This window comes from Mucilaginibacter sp., assembly GCF_025362475.1.
GTDB lineage: Bacteria > Bacteroidota > Bacteroidia > Sphingobacteriales > Sphingobacteriaceae > Mucilaginibacter.
Genome location: NZ_JANYGH010000058.1, coordinates 356984 through 377819 on the forward strand (window position 1 = coordinate 356984; position 20836 = coordinate 377819).

Below are 20836 nucleotides of genomic sequence, written 5' to 3' on the forward strand. Positions count from 1 at the left end.
TTTATATATTATATGATTAAGAGAACTGATTTTGTTTATTCCCAGGAGTCTGAACCACATCGTATTCGTACAAAAAAAATTCTAAAGCAGTTTCCGCATCTTCGCAAACTGATAGGTAAAAATCCAAATACTATATTTGCTATTATTGGTTTAGTGGCTTTCCAGGTGGTTTTAGCCTGGTTTTTGCGCGATCAATCCTGGTGGTTTGTTTTTGGCGCGGCCTATTTATTGGGCGCCTTTGCTGATCATGCTTTGTTTGTGATGATTCACGAATGTACTCACCAACTGCTGTTTAAAAACCGTAATGCAAACCGCTGGGCATCTATGTTTGCCAATTTGCCGCAAATATTGCCAAGCGCTATATCTTTTGAAAAGTACCACATTAAGCACCACTCTTTTCAGGGTGTGCATGAGTTGGACGCCGATTTGCCAAACAGATGGGAGGCTAAACTGATAAGCAATTCATTTTTTGGTAAAGCGATATGGCTGTTATTTTTCCCGGTGTTTCAACTGTTCCGTTTATCAAGGTTAAGAGAGATTCATCCTATTGACGGCTGGATAGTTACCAACTTTGTTTTGCAGGTGATCTTCACCACGGCGATAGCTTATTTTATGGGCTGGCATTCAGTTGCGTTTTTACTATTAAGTTTTTCTTTTTCGGTAGGCTTACACCCGCTTGGTGCACGCTGGATCCAGGAGCATTATCTTACTCATACTATTGAACAGGAAACTTACAGTTACTACGGTAACTTTAACGCGGTAGCGTTCAACGTAGGTTTCCACAACGAGCACCATGATTTCCCCTCAATACCTTGGAATAAACTTCCTGAGATAAAGAAAACTGCTCCTGAATATTACGACACATTACACTTCCATACTTCATGGACCAAGTTATTTTTCCAATTTCTTTTTGATCGGGAAATATCACTATTCAACCGTATCCTCCGTAAAGATCGGGGCCGGGTTGCATTAACAGATGTTTCAAAACCCGATGTGGAAATGGAGATGACTAAATAGTATTAAAATGAAAGGGCTTTGAAAAGAGCCCTTTTTTATTGCCCTATAATAACACTGAAACAGAAATACTTACTGCATTAAACAGGGAAATATTATCGTTATTTTTTTGCTCAGAAAGATGAATAAATAATGAAGAATTAACGTGGGGTTAAGGAAACGGTAACATATTCACTACCTTTAGGTCCCTATTTAATTTAACTATGCACAAACTGAGCTCATTTTTTTCTCAGCACGAAGATCTGACCCAAGTACTCTTATATGCCGGTGTAATAACAAGCTTATGGTTTGCCGAAATGATAGTATCATTTGATGGTATTAAAACCAAATGGAAGCATTCATCAGTTAACACGCTTTTTATTTTTACGGCCTTACCATTGCAACTGCTGTTAACAACTTTTGTTGTTTTAATATCCGGATGGGCTACTGTTCATCATTGGGGACTTATCAATTTTATACCCTACCATACAAATCCCTGGGTTTACTACATCGGTTTATTTGTAATGCTTGACTTTTGCGAATATGTATATCATGTTACGATGCACAAAGCCGAGCCATTGTGGAAATTTCACCTGGTTCACCACAGCGATCTTAGGGTAGATGTATCAACCACGCTAAGAGAACATCCGTGCGAAACCTGTATACGCACCTGCTTTTTAATGCTTTGGGTATTTATATGCGGCCCTGCTATTGCCGCCCTTATTTTAAGGCAAACTTTCCAATCATTCTCCAACATCATTGCACATACTGAGTTTAGACTACCGGCAAAGGTTAACAAGATTGTTGGGCTGGTATTTATTACACCTAACCTACACCATGTACACCACCATTACCAATTACCTTATACAGATTGTAACTATGGGGATGTATTAAGCATCTGGGACGGAATTTTTGGCACCTACGGCAATTTAGAAAAAGAAGACACAGTTTTCGGCATTGACACCCACATGGACGAAAATTTGAACGGAAAGTTTGTAAATGTGATAAAGATCCCTTTCCAAAAATTCGATCATCCTCAAAGGCAGCGATAATTATCAATTATTACATAAACACAACTTGTGTTTAAATTCCTTAAGCTAAATTTGCGCAAGTAACTTGTTGGCAGCATTTTTGTGCAGATGTACAAGAATACCATATAATTAATGCGAACTTCATAATAATATGATTTATTTGCGTTATTATTCTTAACAATTTAGATGAGCAGAAGAAGAAAATTAAAAATCCTTATACCCCTGATTATGCTGCTCTTTTTGGGGTCATATGCCAGGCACCGTTTGCTTGATAAAAAGGATATAAGTGGCACGCTCAACAATAAGCAAATGGATGAAACTTCGGGCATTGCCGCTTCATCCATAAACCCAGATATTTATTATGTGCACAATGATAGTGGTGATACAAGCCGCTTTTTTTCTATAGATGAAAAAGGAGAACTAAAAAGCACTATTTATTTTACCGGCGACAAAACCGAACGCTTAGGCGTAAAAGATTGCGAAGATATAGCCGTAGGGCCGGGGCCAAAAAAAGGTAAAAGCTATGTTTACCTGGGTGATATTGGTGATAATAACGGTTCAAGAAAATACATTACCGTTTACCGTTTTATGGAAAGTACTTCATGGGCCGGCGATACCATAACCCATGCCGTGCCGGTAGCTATCCATTTTAAATACACCGATGGGCCAAAGGATGCGGAAACTTTAATGATAGACCCCGTTGAAAAACTATTATATATTGTTAGCAAACGAGGCGATTCTGTAGCAGTTTATACGTCGCCATTAAATTTTACCGCCAATGATACACTTACCCTAACCAAAAGGGCTAAGTTATTTTTCCCGGGCTTCAGACCTTTTAAATGGATCACGGCGGGCGATATATCAAAAGATGGACAGCAGATTGTACTAAAGAGCTACGAAAAGGTTTACTACTGGCGCCGCCTGCCTAATGAACATGCCTGGGATACCATGGTAAAACAACCAAGAGAATTACCCTACGTAGCCGAAAAGCAAGGCGAAGCAATAGGTTTTACACCCGATGGTAAAGGATATTACACCACAAGCGAGGGTGTATTTTCGCCTGTTTACTATTACAATAGTCCGCAGAAATAAAAACCATATTGCTATAAACAAAGCAATCGCGAACTATACAGATCAACTCTGCAAAGTTCGCGATTGCCATACTCCAATTGCTATAATAGTATACTGATACTATTTCTCTACCCTCACCAACAGTACGCCATGCGGCGCTACACTTGCAGTTAAGGTTTTACCACTACTAATGATATATTTCTGCTGCCATACATCCCTGAATTTGGTATAGCCGCTTATCGCCGGATCGCTTTTATCAAGACTAATAGTTTGGTATTTATCAGATGTGTTAAACAAACCAATAGCTTTGCCGCCGTCTTTTAATTCCTTTACCCAAACCTGGTAATCATCTTTTTTAACGTATTGACTTGCTCCTTTGCCTAAAGCATCCTGATCAATGGCCAACACTTCATCATTTGTTAACAGGCTCAATGTAAAGCTATCCAGATGGCCCATATCGCAACCAATCAATAATGGCGATGCCAACAGGCTCCATAAGCTGATGTGTGTATACTGCTCATCAAAAGTAAGGCGTGTATTATGCAGGCTTGGCCCCCATCCTACTTTACCTACAACTAACATATCAGGATCATTAAAATGACCTGGCTGTGCATGCAATGCAGCCGGCCCCTGGTTAAAACCTATGGTTGACATACTTTGCCATGTATCCTGGATATCTCCTGTTGTACGCCAGCTATTGCCGTTAACTTCGGCACCCCACTCCCATACATTGCCCCAACCGTACTGGCAAAGGCTATACATGATATCGCGGTTTACTTTACCCAATGAAGCCTGCATTACCTGGTAAGGTTTTTTCAATTCGGCCAGGTCGGGCTTTGGAGCTATTTCAGAGTATGAGCACCAGTCGTATTTTAAATAATCAATGCCCCAATCAGCATAAGTTTGTGCATCCTGATCTTCATGTTGCCAGCTGCCTAAATAACCGCCGCAGGTACGCGAGCCCGGCGATGAATAAATCCCCATCCGCAAACCTAAGCTATGTACATAATCGGTTAGTCCTTTCATATCCGGGAATTTGCTGTTGGTAACAATTTTACCATCTGATGCCCTTTGTTCTGCTTCCCATCCATCATCTATATTAATGTAAGCCCAGCCGTGCGCGCTCAGCTTATCAATCATTGCTTTCGCCGATATACGCACTTTACTGTCATTTACACTTAAGCCCCATGCGTTCCAGCTGTTCCAGCCAAGTGCTGGTGTTAAACCTATATTGTCGCCAATACTAATCGTAAATTTTTTAACTTTTGCACCCAGTGTATTACTTACTGTAAAAGTAACCGGGTAATCTCCTTTTTGAGCTACAGTACCGCTTATCACCCCTGTTGCAGCATCAAGCTTCAAGCCTTCGGGCAAACCGCTCACCTTATAGGTTAAGGGCTTTTTACCAGATGCTGGTATCAGGTACAAAAACGGGTGACCCGGACGTGCGCCAAATACATCAGCTCCATTTATTTTCACCTTGGCCGATGGATAAGGGGTAAGGATATAGGGAGTAGTTTCGGTTTGCACAATCACTTTACCCGATTTAGTATCTGTAAACGTATAGCTAATGGTGTATGATTTTTTAGCCAAACGCGCTATAGAAAATGAATAGGTGAACGGTTTCCCTTTAGTAAAGGTAGCATCGTTAGTCTTTTCATACAATACAGCGTTGGTTTCGGGATCGGTTACTTTGAAGGCCAATTTTCCGGAGTATTGGTACTGGTTTGTGGTAAAGAGCTTAACACTTTTACTAAGGCTGTTATTGTCGCCATATTCAAAATCAGCATCGGTATTAACGGCTACATGATCCATCACATCGGCCATGGTAATACTAAACACACTGCCGTAACCGCTGCTAACCATACCGCCATCGCCGCCTGTATCAAATATCCGTACGGCCAGTACATTTTCTTTATCCCACAAAATAGCCGGATTGTTTGCAGCTATAGTATAGGAGCGACCTCCGTAGTGTCCATCTTTTATAGTACCGCCATTGCCGCCATATTTAGCTATCAGCTTACCATTCAGGTATACTTCATCGTTATCGTCAATAGTACCCAGGTTTAAGCGAAGGCTATCTTTCAGGAAAGATTTTTCTTTTAATGATGATGGGATCACCACTTTGGTACGATACCAGCCAAAGCCATCATAATTGGGGTGACCCTGGCGCTCCCAGTTGTCATTAAGGTTAGCAGCCTGCCAGTGCTGATCATTATAAGTTGGTGATGCCCATTGCACCGAATCCCCAACAGCCAATTTCCAGCCTTTGCTTATGGAAACTTCTTGTGCCGATGCGCCTGAAAAAAACGCGCCAAGCAGTAGCATTGTAAAAATCTTTCTTATCATAATTAATTGTTTAATGATACAATCACAAGCCGCCTTAAAACTAAGGGTAGCTTATAATTGATTCAGAATGGTTTACTGGTTGTTTATACTTTTTAAAGGTATAAAGTTTTCAAGAAAATAGAAATGTATACATAACATTTATTCAATAAAAAGCACAAGGGACTTTAATTGAAACAACCACCATGTCATTGAGTGGTAAAATCCAGGGGACACTGAACGGACAATGACGTTAAAAAGGTTTGTCATCCTGAGTGATAAAATCCTGTGGCTCTAAAGAAGAAAATGACGTAACAAAAATGGCTGTCATCCTGAGCCTGTCGAAGGATAGTGGGCAAAGGCCTCTCCGCGCGAGTCTTCGACAGGCTCAGACTGACAGGCCCACACGCCTCAAAACCCAATACGTCATAGGCAGGAACGAAGGATCTATTCGCAAACTTTACAGGGCGAAGAAGCATGGTGAAGAGTAGATCCTTCGTTCCTCAGGATGACAAAAAGGGTTTTAGCAAATACCTCATGGGTATTAGATATATACTTATATCAACAAGCTTACAATCATCTCATTACAACACACCTCGAAATAACGATGAAATTAAGTTCCTCTACTTACTCAGCAGGTCAACAAATTTTACCTGCTCAGGAAACCATACTGTCATCTCTCCTTTGCCCCTATTTGCCCATGAATAATATGGAATAGCTGTTAAAGTGCTGTTACCTGTGCTTACATTTTGAGCAGCCTCATCAACATTAACACTTTTCACTTCGGCCTTTAAAGTCATAACGCCATTTAGCAAATTAGCATCATATGATGGGGTAAAAACAACATCCTTAGGTATAATGAAACTACTGGGTTTACCAGCATTATCCTTCCACTCGGCGCAGTACATGATAGGGCCGCGCTGGATAGCAACTTTACCATTATCGTCATTCAATTTTTGGTTGGCAATAACGCGCTGCACATCCATAGGCAGGGTTAGTTCCACTTTATCGCTCTTTTTCCATTTTTTGCTGATTACCGCATATCCGTGCTCCATTTGGTAATCAATAGCTTTGCCGTTCACTTTGATTGCTATTTTTTGTGCCGATGATTTTTCATAGCTGTACAGATCAGACGGGATAGCTTCATTTTGCGCCCATCCCGGTATACGGATCCTAAGATTCATATCCATAGCCGCGGTAGGATCAATATTGAATACCAAGCCGCCATCCCATGGGTAATTATTTTGCTGGGTTATTTTAAGCGCTTTATCATTCACTTTTAAATTTGCCAATCCGCTGATGAACAGATTCACATAAACATCCTTTCCGTTTTGAGCGTACATATAACCGGGGATAGACGGAATAAGACGTACAATATTGGTTGGGCAGCATGAGCAGGTAAACCAACCAGAACGCTCACGCTCAATATCCGGATGCGTAAAGCTATCGCGGATCTGCATGGCATTGGTGTAAAAAAAAGATTTACCATCAAGGCCTACACCCGATATTAATCCATTATATAGGGTTTTCTCCAACAGATCTATGTATTTAGAATCGCCATGGAGTAAAAACATACGTTGGTTCCAAAACACATTGCCTATGGCCGCACAGGTTTCATTGTAAGCTGTTGTATTAGGCAACTCGTAATTACCGCCAAAGCGTTCTCCATCTCCAACAGCACCAATACTGCCTTGCACGTATATTTTTTTGCTTACCATGTTCTCCCATATCTTATCAATGGCAGCTATGTATTCTTTATCACCGGTAAGCGCGGCAACATCTGTCATTCCCGAGTATAAGTACATAGCCCTTACAGCATGTCCTTCGGCTTCATCCTGGTTGGTAACAGGTGTATTATCCTGCCAGTAAACACCATTCTCGAATGGATTTTTGCTTTTTGTATTATATTCCTTGTGACCACGGGCATCAATAAAAAACTTGGCCAGGTCAAGATATTCTTTTTTGCCGCTGATGCGATACAGGCGTACCAGGCCCATTTCCACAATCTCGTGCCCCGGTGCTACAGTTCTTTTACCCGGGCCAAAAGTGCGTACCAGCAAATCGGCATTTTTTAGGGCGATGTTTAAAAAGTTACGCTTGCCTGTGGCCATATAATGAGCTGCAGCGGCTTCAAACATGTGACCGCAGTTATATAGCTCGTGGCTCATATTCTGCTCGTTAACCCATCTTTCCGGCCCTGCCCAGGCTTGTGGATGTATGGGATCAATGGTACGGGCGGTGTATAGGTAGCCATCTGGTTCCTGCGCCTTGCCAACTATGGTAATAAGCGAATCAAGGTAATGATCCAGCTGCTTATCGGGATGAACTGCTAAAGAGTAAGAAGCTCCTTCAATGGTTTTATAAATATCGGTATCATCAAACGGATAGGTAGTACAAAACTTGCCCGAGTGAGCAGCCGCCATTTGAAAGTTTTTAACCCTGCCTGTGCTTTCGCAACGTGCAAAAGATGCCGGAATTGTTGCTGTTCGATTGGTTTCGATACGCGAGGTCCAAAAATGATCGGTAAGCTTTACACTGGTAAACGAAACCGGCTGTATGGGGTAATCCTGCTGTTTTTGTGCAAATGCCGAAAAGCTGCAGCATACAGCTATTAATAAACATATTTTTTTATTCATAACGGGTTAAAATAATAGGCTACAATAAAAGGTACTATATTTCAAATGTACATTAATTGTTCTTTTTACAATAATTAATTTTTAGCCTGTAGAAGCCTAAAATTAGCTCAATGGAAAATCAATTTAAAACACTGACAATAGATGTAATTTATATAGTACTTTGTATTGCATAATACTATATAAAACATTTATCTTTATTTAAAATTTAATAATCAACAAATGAAAACAGCATTCAACTTAAAAAAAACGCTTATCATCATCTTTTTGATGGTAGCCGGCACCACAGCAGGTTTTGCACAGTGCGACCAAACCGTGACCTTAACATCATCAAAAACAAGTCAGCTTGATGATCAGGGCAACATTGACAGCAGGGATGAACACACGGTTATTACTATTTCTAAAACAGAAATAACCATTGTTCCCGGAGGTGAGGATCATAAGATGTCGGGACAAATCAGCTCAAAAACCTGCGACTGGAAAACGCCTTTTAAAGAAGGTAAAACAGTTATTAAAGCAAAACTTAGTGATGAAAATGGCGACCACGAAAAAAACGCCACTATAACTATTACCGGTGCAGCGGGCAAAGTTACGCTTACGTTTGAAGCCGAGGAAAAGCCAGGAAAGAAGATCCAGGTAATAGCCGATAAATTTGAGTAGCCTTAATAACTTCTTTGCGTGAGATGAATGCCTTTCACCTCACGCTTTTTTATGGCAATATCTGCCCTCCTCTCCTAACAAGGCGCCGTCCGCATTCTGCCCAAATCTCCATTTGAATCATTTATAAATTTGGCAAATCCGGCACATTTTCTTCACGGGTAAATTGAATGAAACTTAACCTATTGTTCATGATAAATTTTAATAGGGATTTTACTTTTACCGGCAGATAAAAACAACATCCATGAAAAGAAAATTTTTAACAACTGCCTTGTTATCATTATGCTTTTTAACCTGTTTTGCTGCCTTTGCCGATTTCGCCGGCAAATGGGCGGGCATCCTCACCACAGACAATGGTGATCAATATCCACTGGTTTATAACTTTAAAATTGATGGCGATAAATTAACCGGCACCGCACAAACACCTAAAGGCGAACTACCTATTGATGACGGTAAAATAAACGGCGATAAATTCACATTCACCGTAACGTTAGGCGATATGGAGATTCCGCATAGCGGCAAGTTTTATGGCGACTCAATCGGGGTTGATATTGCGGTAAATGGAGCTAAGGCGCACACCACATTGAAAAGGAAATAGGCAATTTATAAAAATCCTTTACATGGGCTTTTATAGTTTTTTTTCTGCACGTAACGTTTGTTTACCGCTGTGTAATCGAGAAATTAATAACACATTTCCAGCAATCGGTAGGTATTAACTTCGTCTTAATAGCTTTTTATATAAACCTAAGAGTTATTATTATTGTGATATATTTATGGCATCTTAAAACATATCACAACTAAATGAAAAAAATTCTGCCTGTATTATTACTTATTACGATCTTATTTTCTTGTAAAAAAAATCAGGGACCACAACCGGCAACTACTAATCCAAATGCCACACTATTAGTAGGAAAATGGGTTTATACCCAGGATACTGTAAAAGTATACGAAAACGGAGTAGTAACCGGCATTTTTACCGACGGCGGAGGTGTTAAATTTGACGGAACCTTCTTTGAACAATTTGATAAAAATGGAGGGGGACTAACTCAAGGGCCTACTGATTTCGCATCTAAATATACTTACACAATAGACGGCAATATTATCACAGCCATTCATCAGAAACAGGTTATACAAGGGTATACAACAGCAGCGGTAACCAAGACTTATACTATAAAATTCATTAGCTCATCTAAAATGGTGCTTTATAACGAAAACTTCACACCTCCTGGTGCTACCGACAAAATAACCGAAATATCGTACTTTATAAAAGAATAACACATTCAACCTTATTATTCTGTTCAACTTGGGATAGACCTCCCGCAAAGAAATATTCTTATTTATAATTAGAAGTGTAAATGGCGAGCATAATAATGCTCTCCATTTGCATTGCTAACATTTCTTGTTACCCAATAGCGAAACACTACTACCTTATAAAGTGAAATTAAACTCACTGTGCTTTATTGAAGCGCAATTACACATTTTTTAAACTAACTTAAAGGTATATTTGTCTAACTATTATGCTCATTAAAATATACCCCGAAAACCCGAACCCCAAAGCAATAGAACAGGTTGTGGATGTGTTGCGCAAAGGCGGCCTGATCATTTATCCTACCGATACTATTTACGGTTTAGGTTGCGATATTACCAATCATAGAGCCATAGAAGCTATCTGCAAGATCAGGAATATTAAACCCGAAAAAGCTAATTTTTCCTTTATCTGTTATGATCTGAGTCACATATCTGATTATATCAAACCAATAGATAATACCACCTTCCGGGTGCTTAAAAAAGCGTTGCCGGGGCCGTTCACTTTTATATTTAATGCCAGCCACATGGTGCCAAAGCTTTTGAGCTCCAACAAAAAAACGGTTGGTATCAGGGTGCCCGATAATAATATAGCCCGCGAAATTGTACGTGTTTTGGGCAATCCCATACTTTCAACCTCTATAAAAGACGACGATGAAATTATGGAATATGCTACCGACCCGGAACTGATCCACGAGAAATACGAAGACCTGGTTGATATAGTGATTGACGGCGGCTATGGCGATAACGTGGCATCAACCGTAGTAGACTGCACAGCCGGCGACTTTGAAATTATCCGTGAAGGTAAAGGTGATTTGGAGATGTATTTGTAGTAAAAGATGTCTCATTACGAAGAACGAAGAAAATGTAAGCAATTGATTACTATTGAGTACTTATACCGTTTTTTTTAAAATTTTTGTCATCCTGAACGCAGTGAAGGATCTATTATTCACCATGCTTCTTCGCCCTGTAAATCTGCGAATAGATCCTTCACTGCGTTCAGGATGACAAACTTTTTAAAACATCTATTCTCCTTCAGAGTCAGGGAGTTTTATACCTCCTGCAATGCCATTTTTATAATTTACGGCCTTATCGATTTTATAAATCCCGGAATCTTTTCCATATAATTCTCTTCTTCCAGCAATTTTACAAACTTGCTGCCCACAATGGCACCGTTTGCGTAAGTGCAGGCTTGTTTAAAGGTGTTATTGTCTGATATCCCGAAGCCAATTATTGTTGGATTTTTTAACTCCATAGCTTTAATACGTTTGTAGTAATCCTCAATGCTATTGGTAAGCTGCAAACTACCGCCGGTTATAGATGAGGAAGATAAAAGGTAAATGAAGCTATTGCTCAATTCATCAATCTTGCGGATACGATCTTCGGATGTTTGAGGTGTAACCAGGAATATATTGCTCAGGTTATTATCAATAAAATAACTGGAATACATTTGCTCATATTCGTACATAGGCAAATCCGGAACTATAATACCATCAACACCCAGTTCGGCTGCTTTTTTGCAGAAACGTTCGATACCGTATTGTACTATAGGGTTAAAATACCCCATCAGCAGGATAGGGATTGTTACCCTTTTTCGCAGCTCGGTTAGTTCCTCAAATAACATATTTAAGGTCATTCCGTTTTCTAAGGCCCGTTCAGAACTATGCTGAATGGTGGGTCCGTCGGCAACAGGATCAGAATATGGAAAACCTATTTCCAGGAAATCAGCTCCGGCTTTTTCCAACGCCGCGGCAATATCAACTGTGGTATTTATTGCAGGATACCCGGCTGTAAAGTAGATGGATAACAGGTTATCCTTTTTTGATGTGAAAAGCTGGTTTAAGCGGTTCATTATATCGAACTAAAAATTAAAATATTTTATATATGTATCCAGATCCTTATCTCCTCTGCCCGAAATACAGATCACTACCGTATCATCGGACTTAAATGTCATTTTCTCCAGCTGCGCCAATGCGTGTGCTGTTTCAATTGCCGGTATAATGCCTTCCATTTGTGAACACAGTAAACCTGCCTGCAAAGCTTCGTCATCGGTAATGCTGGTATATTGCGCGCGGTTTATCTTATACAAATGCGCATGCTGCGGACCAATACCAGGATAATCTAACCCTGCCGAAATAGAATATGGCTCTACAACCTGCCCGTCCGGCGTTTGCATTAGTATGGTACGGCTGCCATGTAATACTCCTTCATGGCCCAAAAAGGTTGTTGCTGCCGAGTGGCCGCTATCAACACCTTTACCTGCTGCTTCAACAGCAATCAGTTTTACCTGCTCATCATCTAAAAAATGGTAAAACATCCCCATTGCATTACTGCCACCGCCCACGCAGGCCATCACATATTCCGGGAGCTCTTTACCAGTTTGTTCAAGTAACTGTTTTTTTGTTTCTTCGGATATAACCGATTGAAAACGGGCCACCATATCGGGATATGGGTAAGGACCAACAACCGACCCAATGATGTAATGCGTATCAACCGGGTTAGCAATCCAATCGCGCATGGCTTCGTTTGTAGCATCCTTAAGTGTTTTACTGCCAGATGAAGCCGGTTTTACCGTAGCACCCAACATTTTCATGCGCGATACATTAGGAGCCTGGCGGGCCATGTCGATCTCGCCCATATAAACAACACACTCTATACCCATCAGGGCACAAACTGTGGCTGTAGCTACACCATGCTGCCCGGCACCGGTTTCGGCAATGATGCGTTTTTTACCCAGGCGTTTAGCCAGTAAAATCTGCCCTATGGCATTATTGATCTTATGCGAACCTGTGTGATTCAGGTCCTCGCGCTTAAAAAATATACTGGCACCGTACTTTTCAGAATATCTTTTAGCATGATATAAAGGCGAAGGCCGGCCCACATAATTTTTCAGCAGGTCGTTAAATTCAGCTTTGAAACCGGCATCGTTAATGATGCTGAGGTATTGCTGTCTTAGTTCCTCCACGTTTGGGTACAGCATTTCGGGGATGTAGGCGCCGCCAAAATCGCCGTAATAACCATGTTCGTTAACTCCGTACTTCATTGGTAATATTTTGTTTCTGATAATATCAAATGCTTGTTTTAGCTTGCTGATGTCTTTTACACCAGGCGCCGTTTCAAAACGACTATTCAGATCAACCCCATAAAATTGCGGGTGATCAATTTTTTTTATTTCATCCATGTTATCCAAACTGACGCCGCCCGATAAAAAAAATGGGACAGCCAGTTTGTAATTATTCAACATATCCCAGTTAAATGTTTTACCCGAACCACCATAAGCAGCGGTTTTGGTATCGAACAGAAAATAATCAACTTTGTTCTCATAAGCTGTAAGTTGGTCGAAATTAAAATCATCATTCAACCCAAAAGCTTTAAAAACAGTAACCCTATTCCTGAAACTGTTGCTAAACTCCGCACTTTCATCGCCATGCAACTGGATCACATCAAAAGCATATTTATCTATCAATGAGTTTATAGTCTCCGCACTTTCATTTACAAAAACTGCAGTTTTCCGGATGTTCGCGGGCAAAGCTTTCAATACATCCCCAGGTAGCTCAGCAACGTATCTTGGCGAAAGGCCGTAACATATAAAGCCTACGTAATCCGGCCCTAAGGCTGCTACGGCTTTTATATTTTCCGGATCTCTTAAACCACAAACTTTTATTTTCATGCTTAGTTCTGCAATAAAAGATTAAAACTATTAAGGGCCTTTTTAGTTAACAAAGCTTCTTCAGCCTCATAAAAACAATCGGCAAAAGTTTTTTCGGGGCAGATGGTTTTTATGGCCAGTGCAGCGTTTGAAAGCACTACATTATTTTGTGCCGTGGTTCCGTTGGCATGAAGCACACTGCTAAATATCGCAGCTGATGCGCTTACTGTATCTCCACCGGCTATATCAGCGGGATTCAATTTTTCGAACCCTAAACTTTCAACACTATTTATCTTTTCACCTTCGGCAGAAAATGTTTTAAAATCGCAGGTGAGCGAAACTTCATCATAACCTTCCAAAGCATTTACTATAGTGTATTTAATGCTTGATTTTTGGTAAAGATAAGCATATACCCGCGCCAGCTCCAGGTTAAACACACCCACCAGTTGATTTTCTGGCTTTGCGGGGTTAACAAGGGGACCAAGCATATTAAAAAAGGTTTTTACAGCCAATTCTTTGCGGATGGGAGCCACAGTTTTCATAGCGGGGTGAAATAACGGTGCATGCAAAAAACAAATATTTGCCTTATCAATTCCTCTTTTCAGCTTATTGGCATCATTGGTAAACTGGTAGCCTAAATACTCCATCACGTTTGATGATCCGCACCCCGATGATACGCCATAGTTACCGTGTTTGGCCACTTTGTAACCCGCGCCGGCAACCACAAATGAAGCCAGTGTGGAGATATTGAACGTATCCTTTCCATCGCCACCTGTGCCGCAAAGATCTATCAGTTCTCCTGTTTCCAGATCAATTGGCAGGCAAAGCTCCAGCATGGCGTCCCGGAAACCTTCCAGCTCATTTACGGTAATACTGCGCATGCAATAGGCCGTCATAAAAGCTGCCATTTGCGAGTTGTTGTACTTGCCCTGCGCAATGTTCATCAAAATAACTTTCGACTGCTCCCTGCTGAAGGTTTTGTGTTCAAAAAGATGATTAAGTATCTGTTTCATATGCTCGCCCCCGCCCTCCCAAAAGGAGGATTTTTTGATTTACGTTATTTATTATTTGCCCCGGTTTATCGCTCCCCCTTCAGGAGCCCGTGAGGCATAAAAAAAGGGTTACCGTATGGCAACCCTTCTGAATATTGTGTTTAAAAAACAAAAAAACGGAATTGCCTCACGATTACTCGTTAAGCCACCACCAATTGTTATTTAATGCGTTCATTTTCATTTACGCCACAAATATGGAAATAGTTTTTATAAAAACAAACAGATTGATAAATTTACAGAGAAGCAATTATTGAATTACTGAATTATCGATTTACTGAATTGGCAAAGGCGGCCCCCTTTCGTTATAAAAATCAATAATTCACTAAATCACTAATTCATTAATTAAAAAAAATGGCTATACAAACGCAAAAAATAAACCCCGAAGATGACCTTGGCTTTGGTACGCAGCCAGTTGTTAAAAGCCAGCCGGTTATTAATAAGGATGGTTCTATTAATGTAAAACGTACCGGGCTGCCATTTTTTAATACCTCAAATAACTACCACGCGCTTATTACCATGAGCTGGAGTAAGTTTTGGGCAATAGTTTTAAGCGGTTATTTAACAGCCAATATTATTTTCGCCTTCATTTATGTTTCGATTGGCCCGGACGTGCTTGATGGCAAAAGTGGTAATACCAGTTTTGACCACTTTATGGATGCCTTCTTTTTTTCGGCGCAAACCATTTCAACAGTGGGTTACGGACATATAAGCCCCAGGGGGATGGCTGCAAATAGTGTAGCCGCATTTGAATCGATGATGGGTTTGCTGGCTTTTGCCCTGGCAACTGGCTTACTTTACGGGCGCTTCTCCAGGCCATCGGCTAAAATACTGTATAGCGATAAGGTGCTGATTGCCCCATATCGTGAAAATGGCCGCGGATTAATGTTCCGCCTGGCTAATATGCGCCGCAATATTTTGATCGACCTGGAAATGGAGGTTGTATTTAGCTATAACGATGAAGTTAATGGTAAAGTGATTCGTAAATTTTTCCAGCTGGAACTGGAACGTAAGTCTGTAAGCATTTTAACCCTTAACTGGACGGTGGTACACCCGCTTGACGATAACAGCCCGCTAAAAGACATTACCCCCGAAGAACTGGAAAGAACCCAGGCAGGGCTATCCGTTATTTTAAAAACATTTGATGATACTTTCTCCCAAACGGTTCACTCGCGCACATCTTATCAGTATGATGATATTATATGGGGTGCCAAATTTAAACCAGCCTTTCAGCGTAATGAAGAAGGACGGGTGGTGCTGGATCTGAGCACAATTAGTGACTATGAGCTGGTTTAGCAGCTTGTTGGCGCTTATATTTTTCTGAACCGATATTTATCGAATTTGTAGAATTACACGAATTTTAACATTCTGCAAATTCAATAAATTCCGGTTCAGACACATGAATTATCTCAACAGCGGGTTCTTCTCCTTTGCAAAAACATTATACACCATCTTATCCAAAAAAGCTGGCAATAACTTGCTCAACAATACGGTTAGTTTTCCCTGTGTGGTCATGATAAGGGTACGTGAGCGATTTTCTACGCCATCAACAATAATTTTAGCCACCTGGTCAGATGTCATCATCTTGTCCTCTTCCAATGTACTTTCTCTTTGCTCTATGCCTTCATTATTAAGCGCTGTATTGCGAATATTGGATGCAGTAAAACCGGGACAGGCAGTCAGGATATGAACACCGGTTTTCAGGTTCTCCACTCTAAGCGAATCCAGAAACCCATTCATGGCAAACTTTGAAGCGGAATACCCAGCACGGCCGGGCAGGCCTTTATAGCCGGCAATAGATGATACGCCAACTATACTGCCCTGGGTTTTGGTGATTTCGGGCAGGGCATACTTGGAACAATATACTGTTCCCCAAAAATTAACATCCATTAAGGATTTTAATACCTTCAGGTCAACATCTTTAAACAAGGCCCTCATGGATATGCCCGCATTGTTGATCAGTACATCAATTTTACCAAAAGTTGTAAGGGTTTGTTTAATGAGTTGAGCGCAATCATCCTCAACTGTTACATCGCATTGTATGGCTAATGCTTTGGTTTGATAACGCCTTTCAATATCTGCCGTTATAATACAAAGGGTTACATACTGGCGGGCGGCAAGTACAACGGTGGCGCCACGTTTGGCACATTCAATAGCTAATGATTTTCCGATGCCTGATGACGCGCCGGTAATAACTATAACTTTATCATTTAACTTCATAAGTAGACGGGAATAGCTGCGGTAGTCCCTCCACTTTAATTTCGGGCACCCTAAATAAATATTTGGTGGCGAAGATAATCATCGCGCCATAAAATTCCTTAAGGTAACTCCAGCTAAATTTAGTCCTGTTTTTAATGTTGAAGTTTATAATATATGTTTTAGAGAAATAGTAATTTTTAAAACCGGCAAGCCTGATCCGATAGCTCAGATCAATATCATATCCATAAGTATGGAAGCGTTCATCAAACAACCCGGCATGATTAATAGCCTCTTTGCGCATGAGCATAAAAGCGCCATTCAGCACATCAGTTTCTGATGTTTGAAACTCCTCTACCCAATCCTTACGCTGCATATCTGTTAAACGCGATTTTGAAAAATGTTTTGCCAAGCCCGTAAGCTTGAAAAACACCTCCCATGGTTGTGTAAAGCCATGTTTTGATTCTGTTAGAAACCTGCCATCAGGCGTTATCATACGCACCCCCACGCCACCGGCATCTAAATGCAGATCCATAAATTCAAGCGACTTCTCAATTGTTTTTTTGCCTGTAATAGTATCCGCATTGACTACTAAAATATACTCTCCTGTAGCTTCTTTGATACCCTGGTTATAAGCCTTAGCCATGCCGGCATGGTATGTATTAACTATTACTTTAATATCAGGAAACTCACTCTTAATCATATCTACAGATTTATCTGTAGATGCATTGTCTATCACAAAAATCTCGTACTCAATACCCAAAGCGGCCCTTACAAGCGAATTAAGGGCAATCCTGAGCATATGACAGGTATTGTAATTTACAATGATTAAGGATAGTTTCATATCTTACTTTGACAGCGAATTTTCATACGGAACACGTGTAGCAATGGACCGCCCTAAGGTGATCTCATCTACGTACTCCAATTCACCCCCAAAGGCTATGCCACGGGCTATGGTTGATATGGTAATATTGAAAGATTTTACTCTCTTATGAAGATAGAACAAGGTAGTATCCCCTTCCATAGTTGCGCTAAGGGCAAAAATGATCTCTTTGGTTTCATTTGCCTTTAAGCGCTCTACCAAAGTATCAACCTGCAAGTCTGATGGGCCTACCCCATCCATTGGGGATATTAAGCCCCCAAGTACATGATATACCCCGTTATATTGATTGGTATTTTCAATAGCCATTACATCCCGGGTATCTTCAACAACGCAAATCAGGCTCTGATCGCGCTTGTGGGATGAACAGATCTCGCAAACTGAATTATCAGATATATTGTGACAAACGGAGCAAAACTGAATTTCATTACGCAGTTTGCTGATAGTAGTACTAAACCGCTCCACTTCCTGCTTATCCTGGTTCAGCAAATGCAAAACCAAACGCAGGGCGGTTTTTTGGCCCACCCCCGGTAGTTTAGCAAACTCGGCAACAGCGTTTTCCAGTAATTTGGACGAAAAGTTCATTTTGCGAAGTTAACAATAAGTAAGGAAGTCTAAAAGCAGGGGTAAGCCCGAAAGAACCAAATCGTTTTAAAACAACCGGCCTTTCCAACCACTCACCTAATCAACCCGTTCACCATCCTTAGAACTTCAGGTGCTTCACTGTTAAGCCGTTATTGATCAATTGTTTTAATGATTCGATACCTATTTTCAAGTGCGTTTCAACAAATTGCTCACTTACTGCAGAATCACTTTCGGCGGTTTTTACACCTTCAGGAATCATTGGCTGGTCTGATACAAGCAGTAATGCACCTGTTGGTATTTTGTTAGCGAAACCGGTTGTGAAGATGGTAGCTGTTTCCATATCAACGGCCATGGCACGCAAATCCTTCAAATATTTTTTAAACACTTTATCGTGTTCCCAAACACGACGGTTGGTTGTATAGCATGTACCTGTCCAGTAATCGCGTGAAAAATCACGAATGGTGGTAGATATGGCTTTCTGCAGGGCAAACGACGGCAATGCGGGCACTTCTGGTGGCAGGTAATCGTTTGATGTTCCTTCGCCTCTGATGGCCGCTATGGGCAGGATAAGATCGCCTACGTTGTTCTTCTTTTTAAGACCGCCGCATTTACCTAAAAATATAACCGCTTTGGGGTGAATAGCAGTAAGCAAATCCATTACAGTAGCTGCAACCGAGCTTCCCATACCAAAGTTTATGATAGTTATACCGTTTGCTGTAACGCTTTGCATCGGTTTCTCTAAGCCCATAATTGGCGCATCATCGTTCCACTGGGAAAACAGCTGGATGTATTTAGAAAAATTGGTCAATATGATGTAATCACCAAAAGCTTCGAGCGGTCTGCCTGTATAACGCGGAAGCCAGTTGGCAACAATGGCCTCTTTTGTTTTCAATCCCGATTTTACGGGGGTACCTACTTCTTTTACTACACCAGCATCAGTAGGATTTTTTTTAACATTTAAATTTTCGTTCATATACGTAATATTTTTGCTTTTAATCTCCAATGGCAGCCCTGAAGCTGCCTGTTGAAAATTTCTGCATATACAACAAACCCCGGCGTTGCACCAGGGTCTGCATTTATTTTAATAAAGATAGCTACCTCAATTGGTATTAATTGTTAAGCTACTTTTAATTTTTTCAGATCCGATTTTTCAAATTTTTCATGTGCATAATCAAGCGTGATATGCAAACGTTTTATATCTTTTTTTGATGGGAACTCAAACATAGCATCAATCATGATAGCTTCACAAATTGATCGTAAGCCCCTTGCTCCAAGTTTAAATTCCATTGCTTTATCAACAATAAACTCAAGCACTTCATCTTCAAAATCAAGCTTTACACCCTCATATTCAAACAATTTCTTGTACTGTTTCAATAATGAGTTTTTAGGCTCTGTTAATATATCGCGTAATGCTTCCCTATCAAGCGGGTTTAAATACGTTAAAATAGGTAAGCGGCCAATAAGCTCAGGTATCAAGCCAAATGATTTCAAATCCTGCGGGGTAATGTACTTGTACAGGTTTTTCATATCCACCTCACCATCATCACGCTTCAATTTATAACCAACTGTTTGGGTACGCAGGCGGTTTGCTATTTTACGATCGATACCATCAAAGGCGCCACCGCAAATAAATAGTATATTACTGGTATTAACCGTGATCATTTTCTGATCCGGATGTTTACGCCCACCCTGAGGGGGTACATTAACCATAGTACCTTCCAGTATTTTCAATAACGCTTGCTGTACACCTTCGCCGGATACATCCCGGGTGATACTGGCGTTATCGCTTTTGCGGGCAATTTTGTCAACCTCGTCAATATAAACAATACCTTTTTCGGCAAGGGTTACATCATAATCAGCGGCCTGCAGTAAACGGGTAAGTATGCTTTCCACATCCTCGCCCACATAGCCAGCTTCGGTTAACACGGTAGCATCGCAAATACAAAACGGAACATTAAGTACTTTAGCCAGTGTTTTTGCAAGCAGGGTTTTACCCGTACCTGTTTCACCAACCATAATGATGTTTGATTTTTCAATCTCAACTTCATCTTTATCAATACGCTGATTAAGGCGTTTGTAATGATTGTATACGGCTACGGATAATATCTTTTTGGCATCGTCCTGCCCGATAACATATTGATCCAGGTGAGTCTTGATCTCGTATGGTTTAAGCAAAGCCGGAGCCAAAGGCGAGGCTTTTACTTTACGTACCTTTAACTCCTCAGCTAATATTTCATTAGCCTGGTTAACGCACTTATCACAAATATGAGCGTCGAGCCCCGCAATCAACATCAGGGAATCCTGTTTACCAGCGCCACAAAACGAACATCTGATTTCCTTACTGTTCTTATTCATCTGATTCTTTACTTAATCAAAATTAGTTAATTGGAGTGATAAAAAAAAACATCTCGGTTAGTAAGTCCACGAAAGTCAGTAAAGTCCGGAATGAAAAATCTCAATCC

18 protein-coding genes are annotated in these 20836 nt (G+C 40.7%); 8 read left to right on the top strand and 10 right to left on the bottom strand.

What is annotated here, in order from left to right; all coding sequences use genetic code 11:
* Positions 1-12 precede the first annotated feature (12 nt).
* From Q0R88_RS20180 to Q0R88_RS20190, 3 genes are all read left to right on the top strand, one after another.
* A complete protein-coding gene (locus Q0R88_RS20180; protein WP_295719664.1) occupies positions 13-1017 on the top strand; it encodes a fatty acid desaturase in 1005 nt (334 codons plus the stop codon).
* A 200-nt stretch (positions 1018-1217) separates the two neighbouring features.
* Entirely contained in the window at positions 1218-2045 is an 828-nt protein-coding gene (locus Q0R88_RS20185) for a sterol desaturase family protein (protein ID WP_295719666.1), read from the top strand.
* 165 nt (positions 2046-2210) lie between these two features.
* Positions 2211-3116: a hypothetical protein gene (locus tag Q0R88_RS20190; RefSeq protein WP_295719667.1), complete on the top strand. Its 906-nt coding sequence runs from the start codon at positions 2211-2213 to the stop codon at positions 3114-3116.
* A 99-nt stretch (positions 3117-3215) separates the two neighbouring features.
* Here the strand turns inward: Q0R88_RS20190 and Q0R88_RS20195 are convergent, their stop codons facing one another.
* Positions 3216-5444, bottom strand: coding sequence for a putative Ig domain-containing protein (locus tag Q0R88_RS20195; protein ID WP_295719670.1), 2229 nt, complete (start codon positions 5442-5444; stop codon positions 3216-3218).
* A 599-nt stretch (positions 5445-6043) separates the two neighbouring features.
* The gene (locus tag Q0R88_RS20200) at positions 6044-8056 is read right to left on the bottom strand and encodes a glycoside hydrolase family 127 protein (protein WP_295719672.1); all 2013 of its coding nucleotides are present in this window, start codon (positions 8054-8056) and stop codon (positions 6044-6046) included.
* A gap of 219 nt (positions 8057-8275) precedes the next feature.
* On the opposite strand from Q0R88_RS20200, the gene Q0R88_RS20205 reads away from it, so the two are divergent.
* From Q0R88_RS20205 to Q0R88_RS20220, 4 genes are all read left to right on the top strand, one after another.
* Entirely contained in the window at positions 8276-8713 is a 438-nt protein-coding gene (locus Q0R88_RS20205) for a hypothetical protein (protein WP_295719674.1), read from the top strand.
* 241 nt (positions 8714-8954) lie between these two features.
* Complete coding sequence (locus tag Q0R88_RS20210) at positions 8955-9308, top strand: hypothetical protein (protein WP_295719676.1); 354 nt, start codon at positions 8955-8957, stop codon at positions 9306-9308.
* Positions 9309-9511: 203 nt separating this feature from the next.
* Positions 9512-9985 carry a hypothetical protein gene (locus Q0R88_RS20215; protein WP_295719678.1) on the top strand — a complete coding sequence of 158 codons (474 nt, stop codon included), beginning with the start codon at positions 9512-9514 and terminating at the stop codon, positions 9983-9985.
* A 242-nt stretch (positions 9986-10227) separates the two neighbouring features.
* Positions 10228-10848 (top strand): L-threonylcarbamoyladenylate synthase, encoded by a 621-nt coding sequence (locus Q0R88_RS20220; protein WP_295719681.1) that lies wholly within the window; start codon positions 10228-10230, stop codon positions 10846-10848.
* A gap of 248 nt (positions 10849-11096) precedes the next feature.
* Here the strand turns inward: Q0R88_RS20220 and trpA are convergent, their stop codons facing one another.
* Genes trpA through trpD form a run of 3 tightly spaced genes read right to left on the bottom strand, consistent with a single transcriptional unit; the run spans position 11097 to position 14677 of the window.
* On the bottom strand, positions 11097-11867 hold the full coding sequence (gene trpA, locus Q0R88_RS20225; RefSeq protein WP_295719683.1) for a tryptophan synthase subunit alpha: 771 nt from the start codon (positions 11865-11867) through the stop codon (positions 11097-11099).
* A gap of 9 nt (positions 11868-11876) precedes the next feature.
* The gene (locus tag Q0R88_RS20230) at positions 11877-13685 is read right to left on the bottom strand and encodes a bifunctional phosphoribosylanthranilate isomerase/tryptophan synthase subunit beta (RefSeq protein WP_295719686.1); all 1809 of its coding nucleotides are present in this window, start codon (positions 13683-13685) and stop codon (positions 11877-11879) included.
* Between the two features lie 2 nt (positions 13686-13687).
* Positions 13688-14677 carry an anthranilate phosphoribosyltransferase gene (gene trpD, locus Q0R88_RS20235; RefSeq protein WP_295719688.1) on the bottom strand — a complete coding sequence of 330 codons (990 nt, stop codon included), beginning with the start codon at positions 14675-14677 and terminating at the stop codon, positions 13688-13690.
* Positions 14678-15067: 390 nt separating this feature from the next.
* Here trpD and Q0R88_RS20240 point away from each other — a divergent pair, with 390 nt between their 5' ends.
* Positions 15068-16009, top strand: a complete 942-nt coding sequence (locus tag Q0R88_RS20240; RefSeq protein ID WP_295719691.1) for an ion channel — start codon at positions 15068-15070, stop codon at positions 16007-16009.
* 108 nt (positions 16010-16117) lie between these two features.
* On the opposite strand, the gene Q0R88_RS20245 is transcribed toward Q0R88_RS20240, so the two are convergent.
* The 5 genes from Q0R88_RS20245 to clpX form a co-directional block, all read right to left on the bottom strand.
* Positions 16118-16933 (bottom strand): SDR family oxidoreductase, encoded by an 816-nt coding sequence (locus tag Q0R88_RS20245; RefSeq protein WP_295719693.1) that lies wholly within the window; start codon positions 16931-16933, stop codon positions 16118-16120.
* Positions 16920-17753 carry a glycosyltransferase family 2 protein gene (locus tag Q0R88_RS20250; RefSeq protein ID WP_295719696.1) on the bottom strand — a complete coding sequence of 278 codons (834 nt, stop codon included), beginning with the start codon at positions 17751-17753 and terminating at the stop codon, positions 16920-16922. The genes Q0R88_RS20245 and Q0R88_RS20250 overlap by 14 nt, the downstream gene beginning before the upstream one ends.
* 3 nt (positions 17754-17756) lie before the next feature.
* The gene (gene recR, locus Q0R88_RS20255) at positions 17757-18374 is read right to left on the bottom strand and encodes a recombination mediator RecR (RefSeq protein WP_295719698.1); all 618 of its coding nucleotides are present in this window, start codon (positions 18372-18374) and stop codon (positions 17757-17759) included.
* Between the two features lie 118 nt (positions 18375-18492).
* Complete coding sequence (locus Q0R88_RS20260) at positions 18493-19347, bottom strand: AMP nucleosidase (protein WP_295719700.1); 855 nt, start codon at positions 19345-19347, stop codon at positions 18493-18495.
* Positions 19348-19490: 143 nt separating this feature from the next.
* Positions 19491-20729, bottom strand: coding sequence for an ATP-dependent Clp protease ATP-binding subunit ClpX (gene clpX / locus Q0R88_RS20265; RefSeq protein WP_295719702.1), 1239 nt, complete (start codon positions 20727-20729; stop codon positions 19491-19493).
* Positions 20730-20836: the final 107 nt, after the last annotated feature.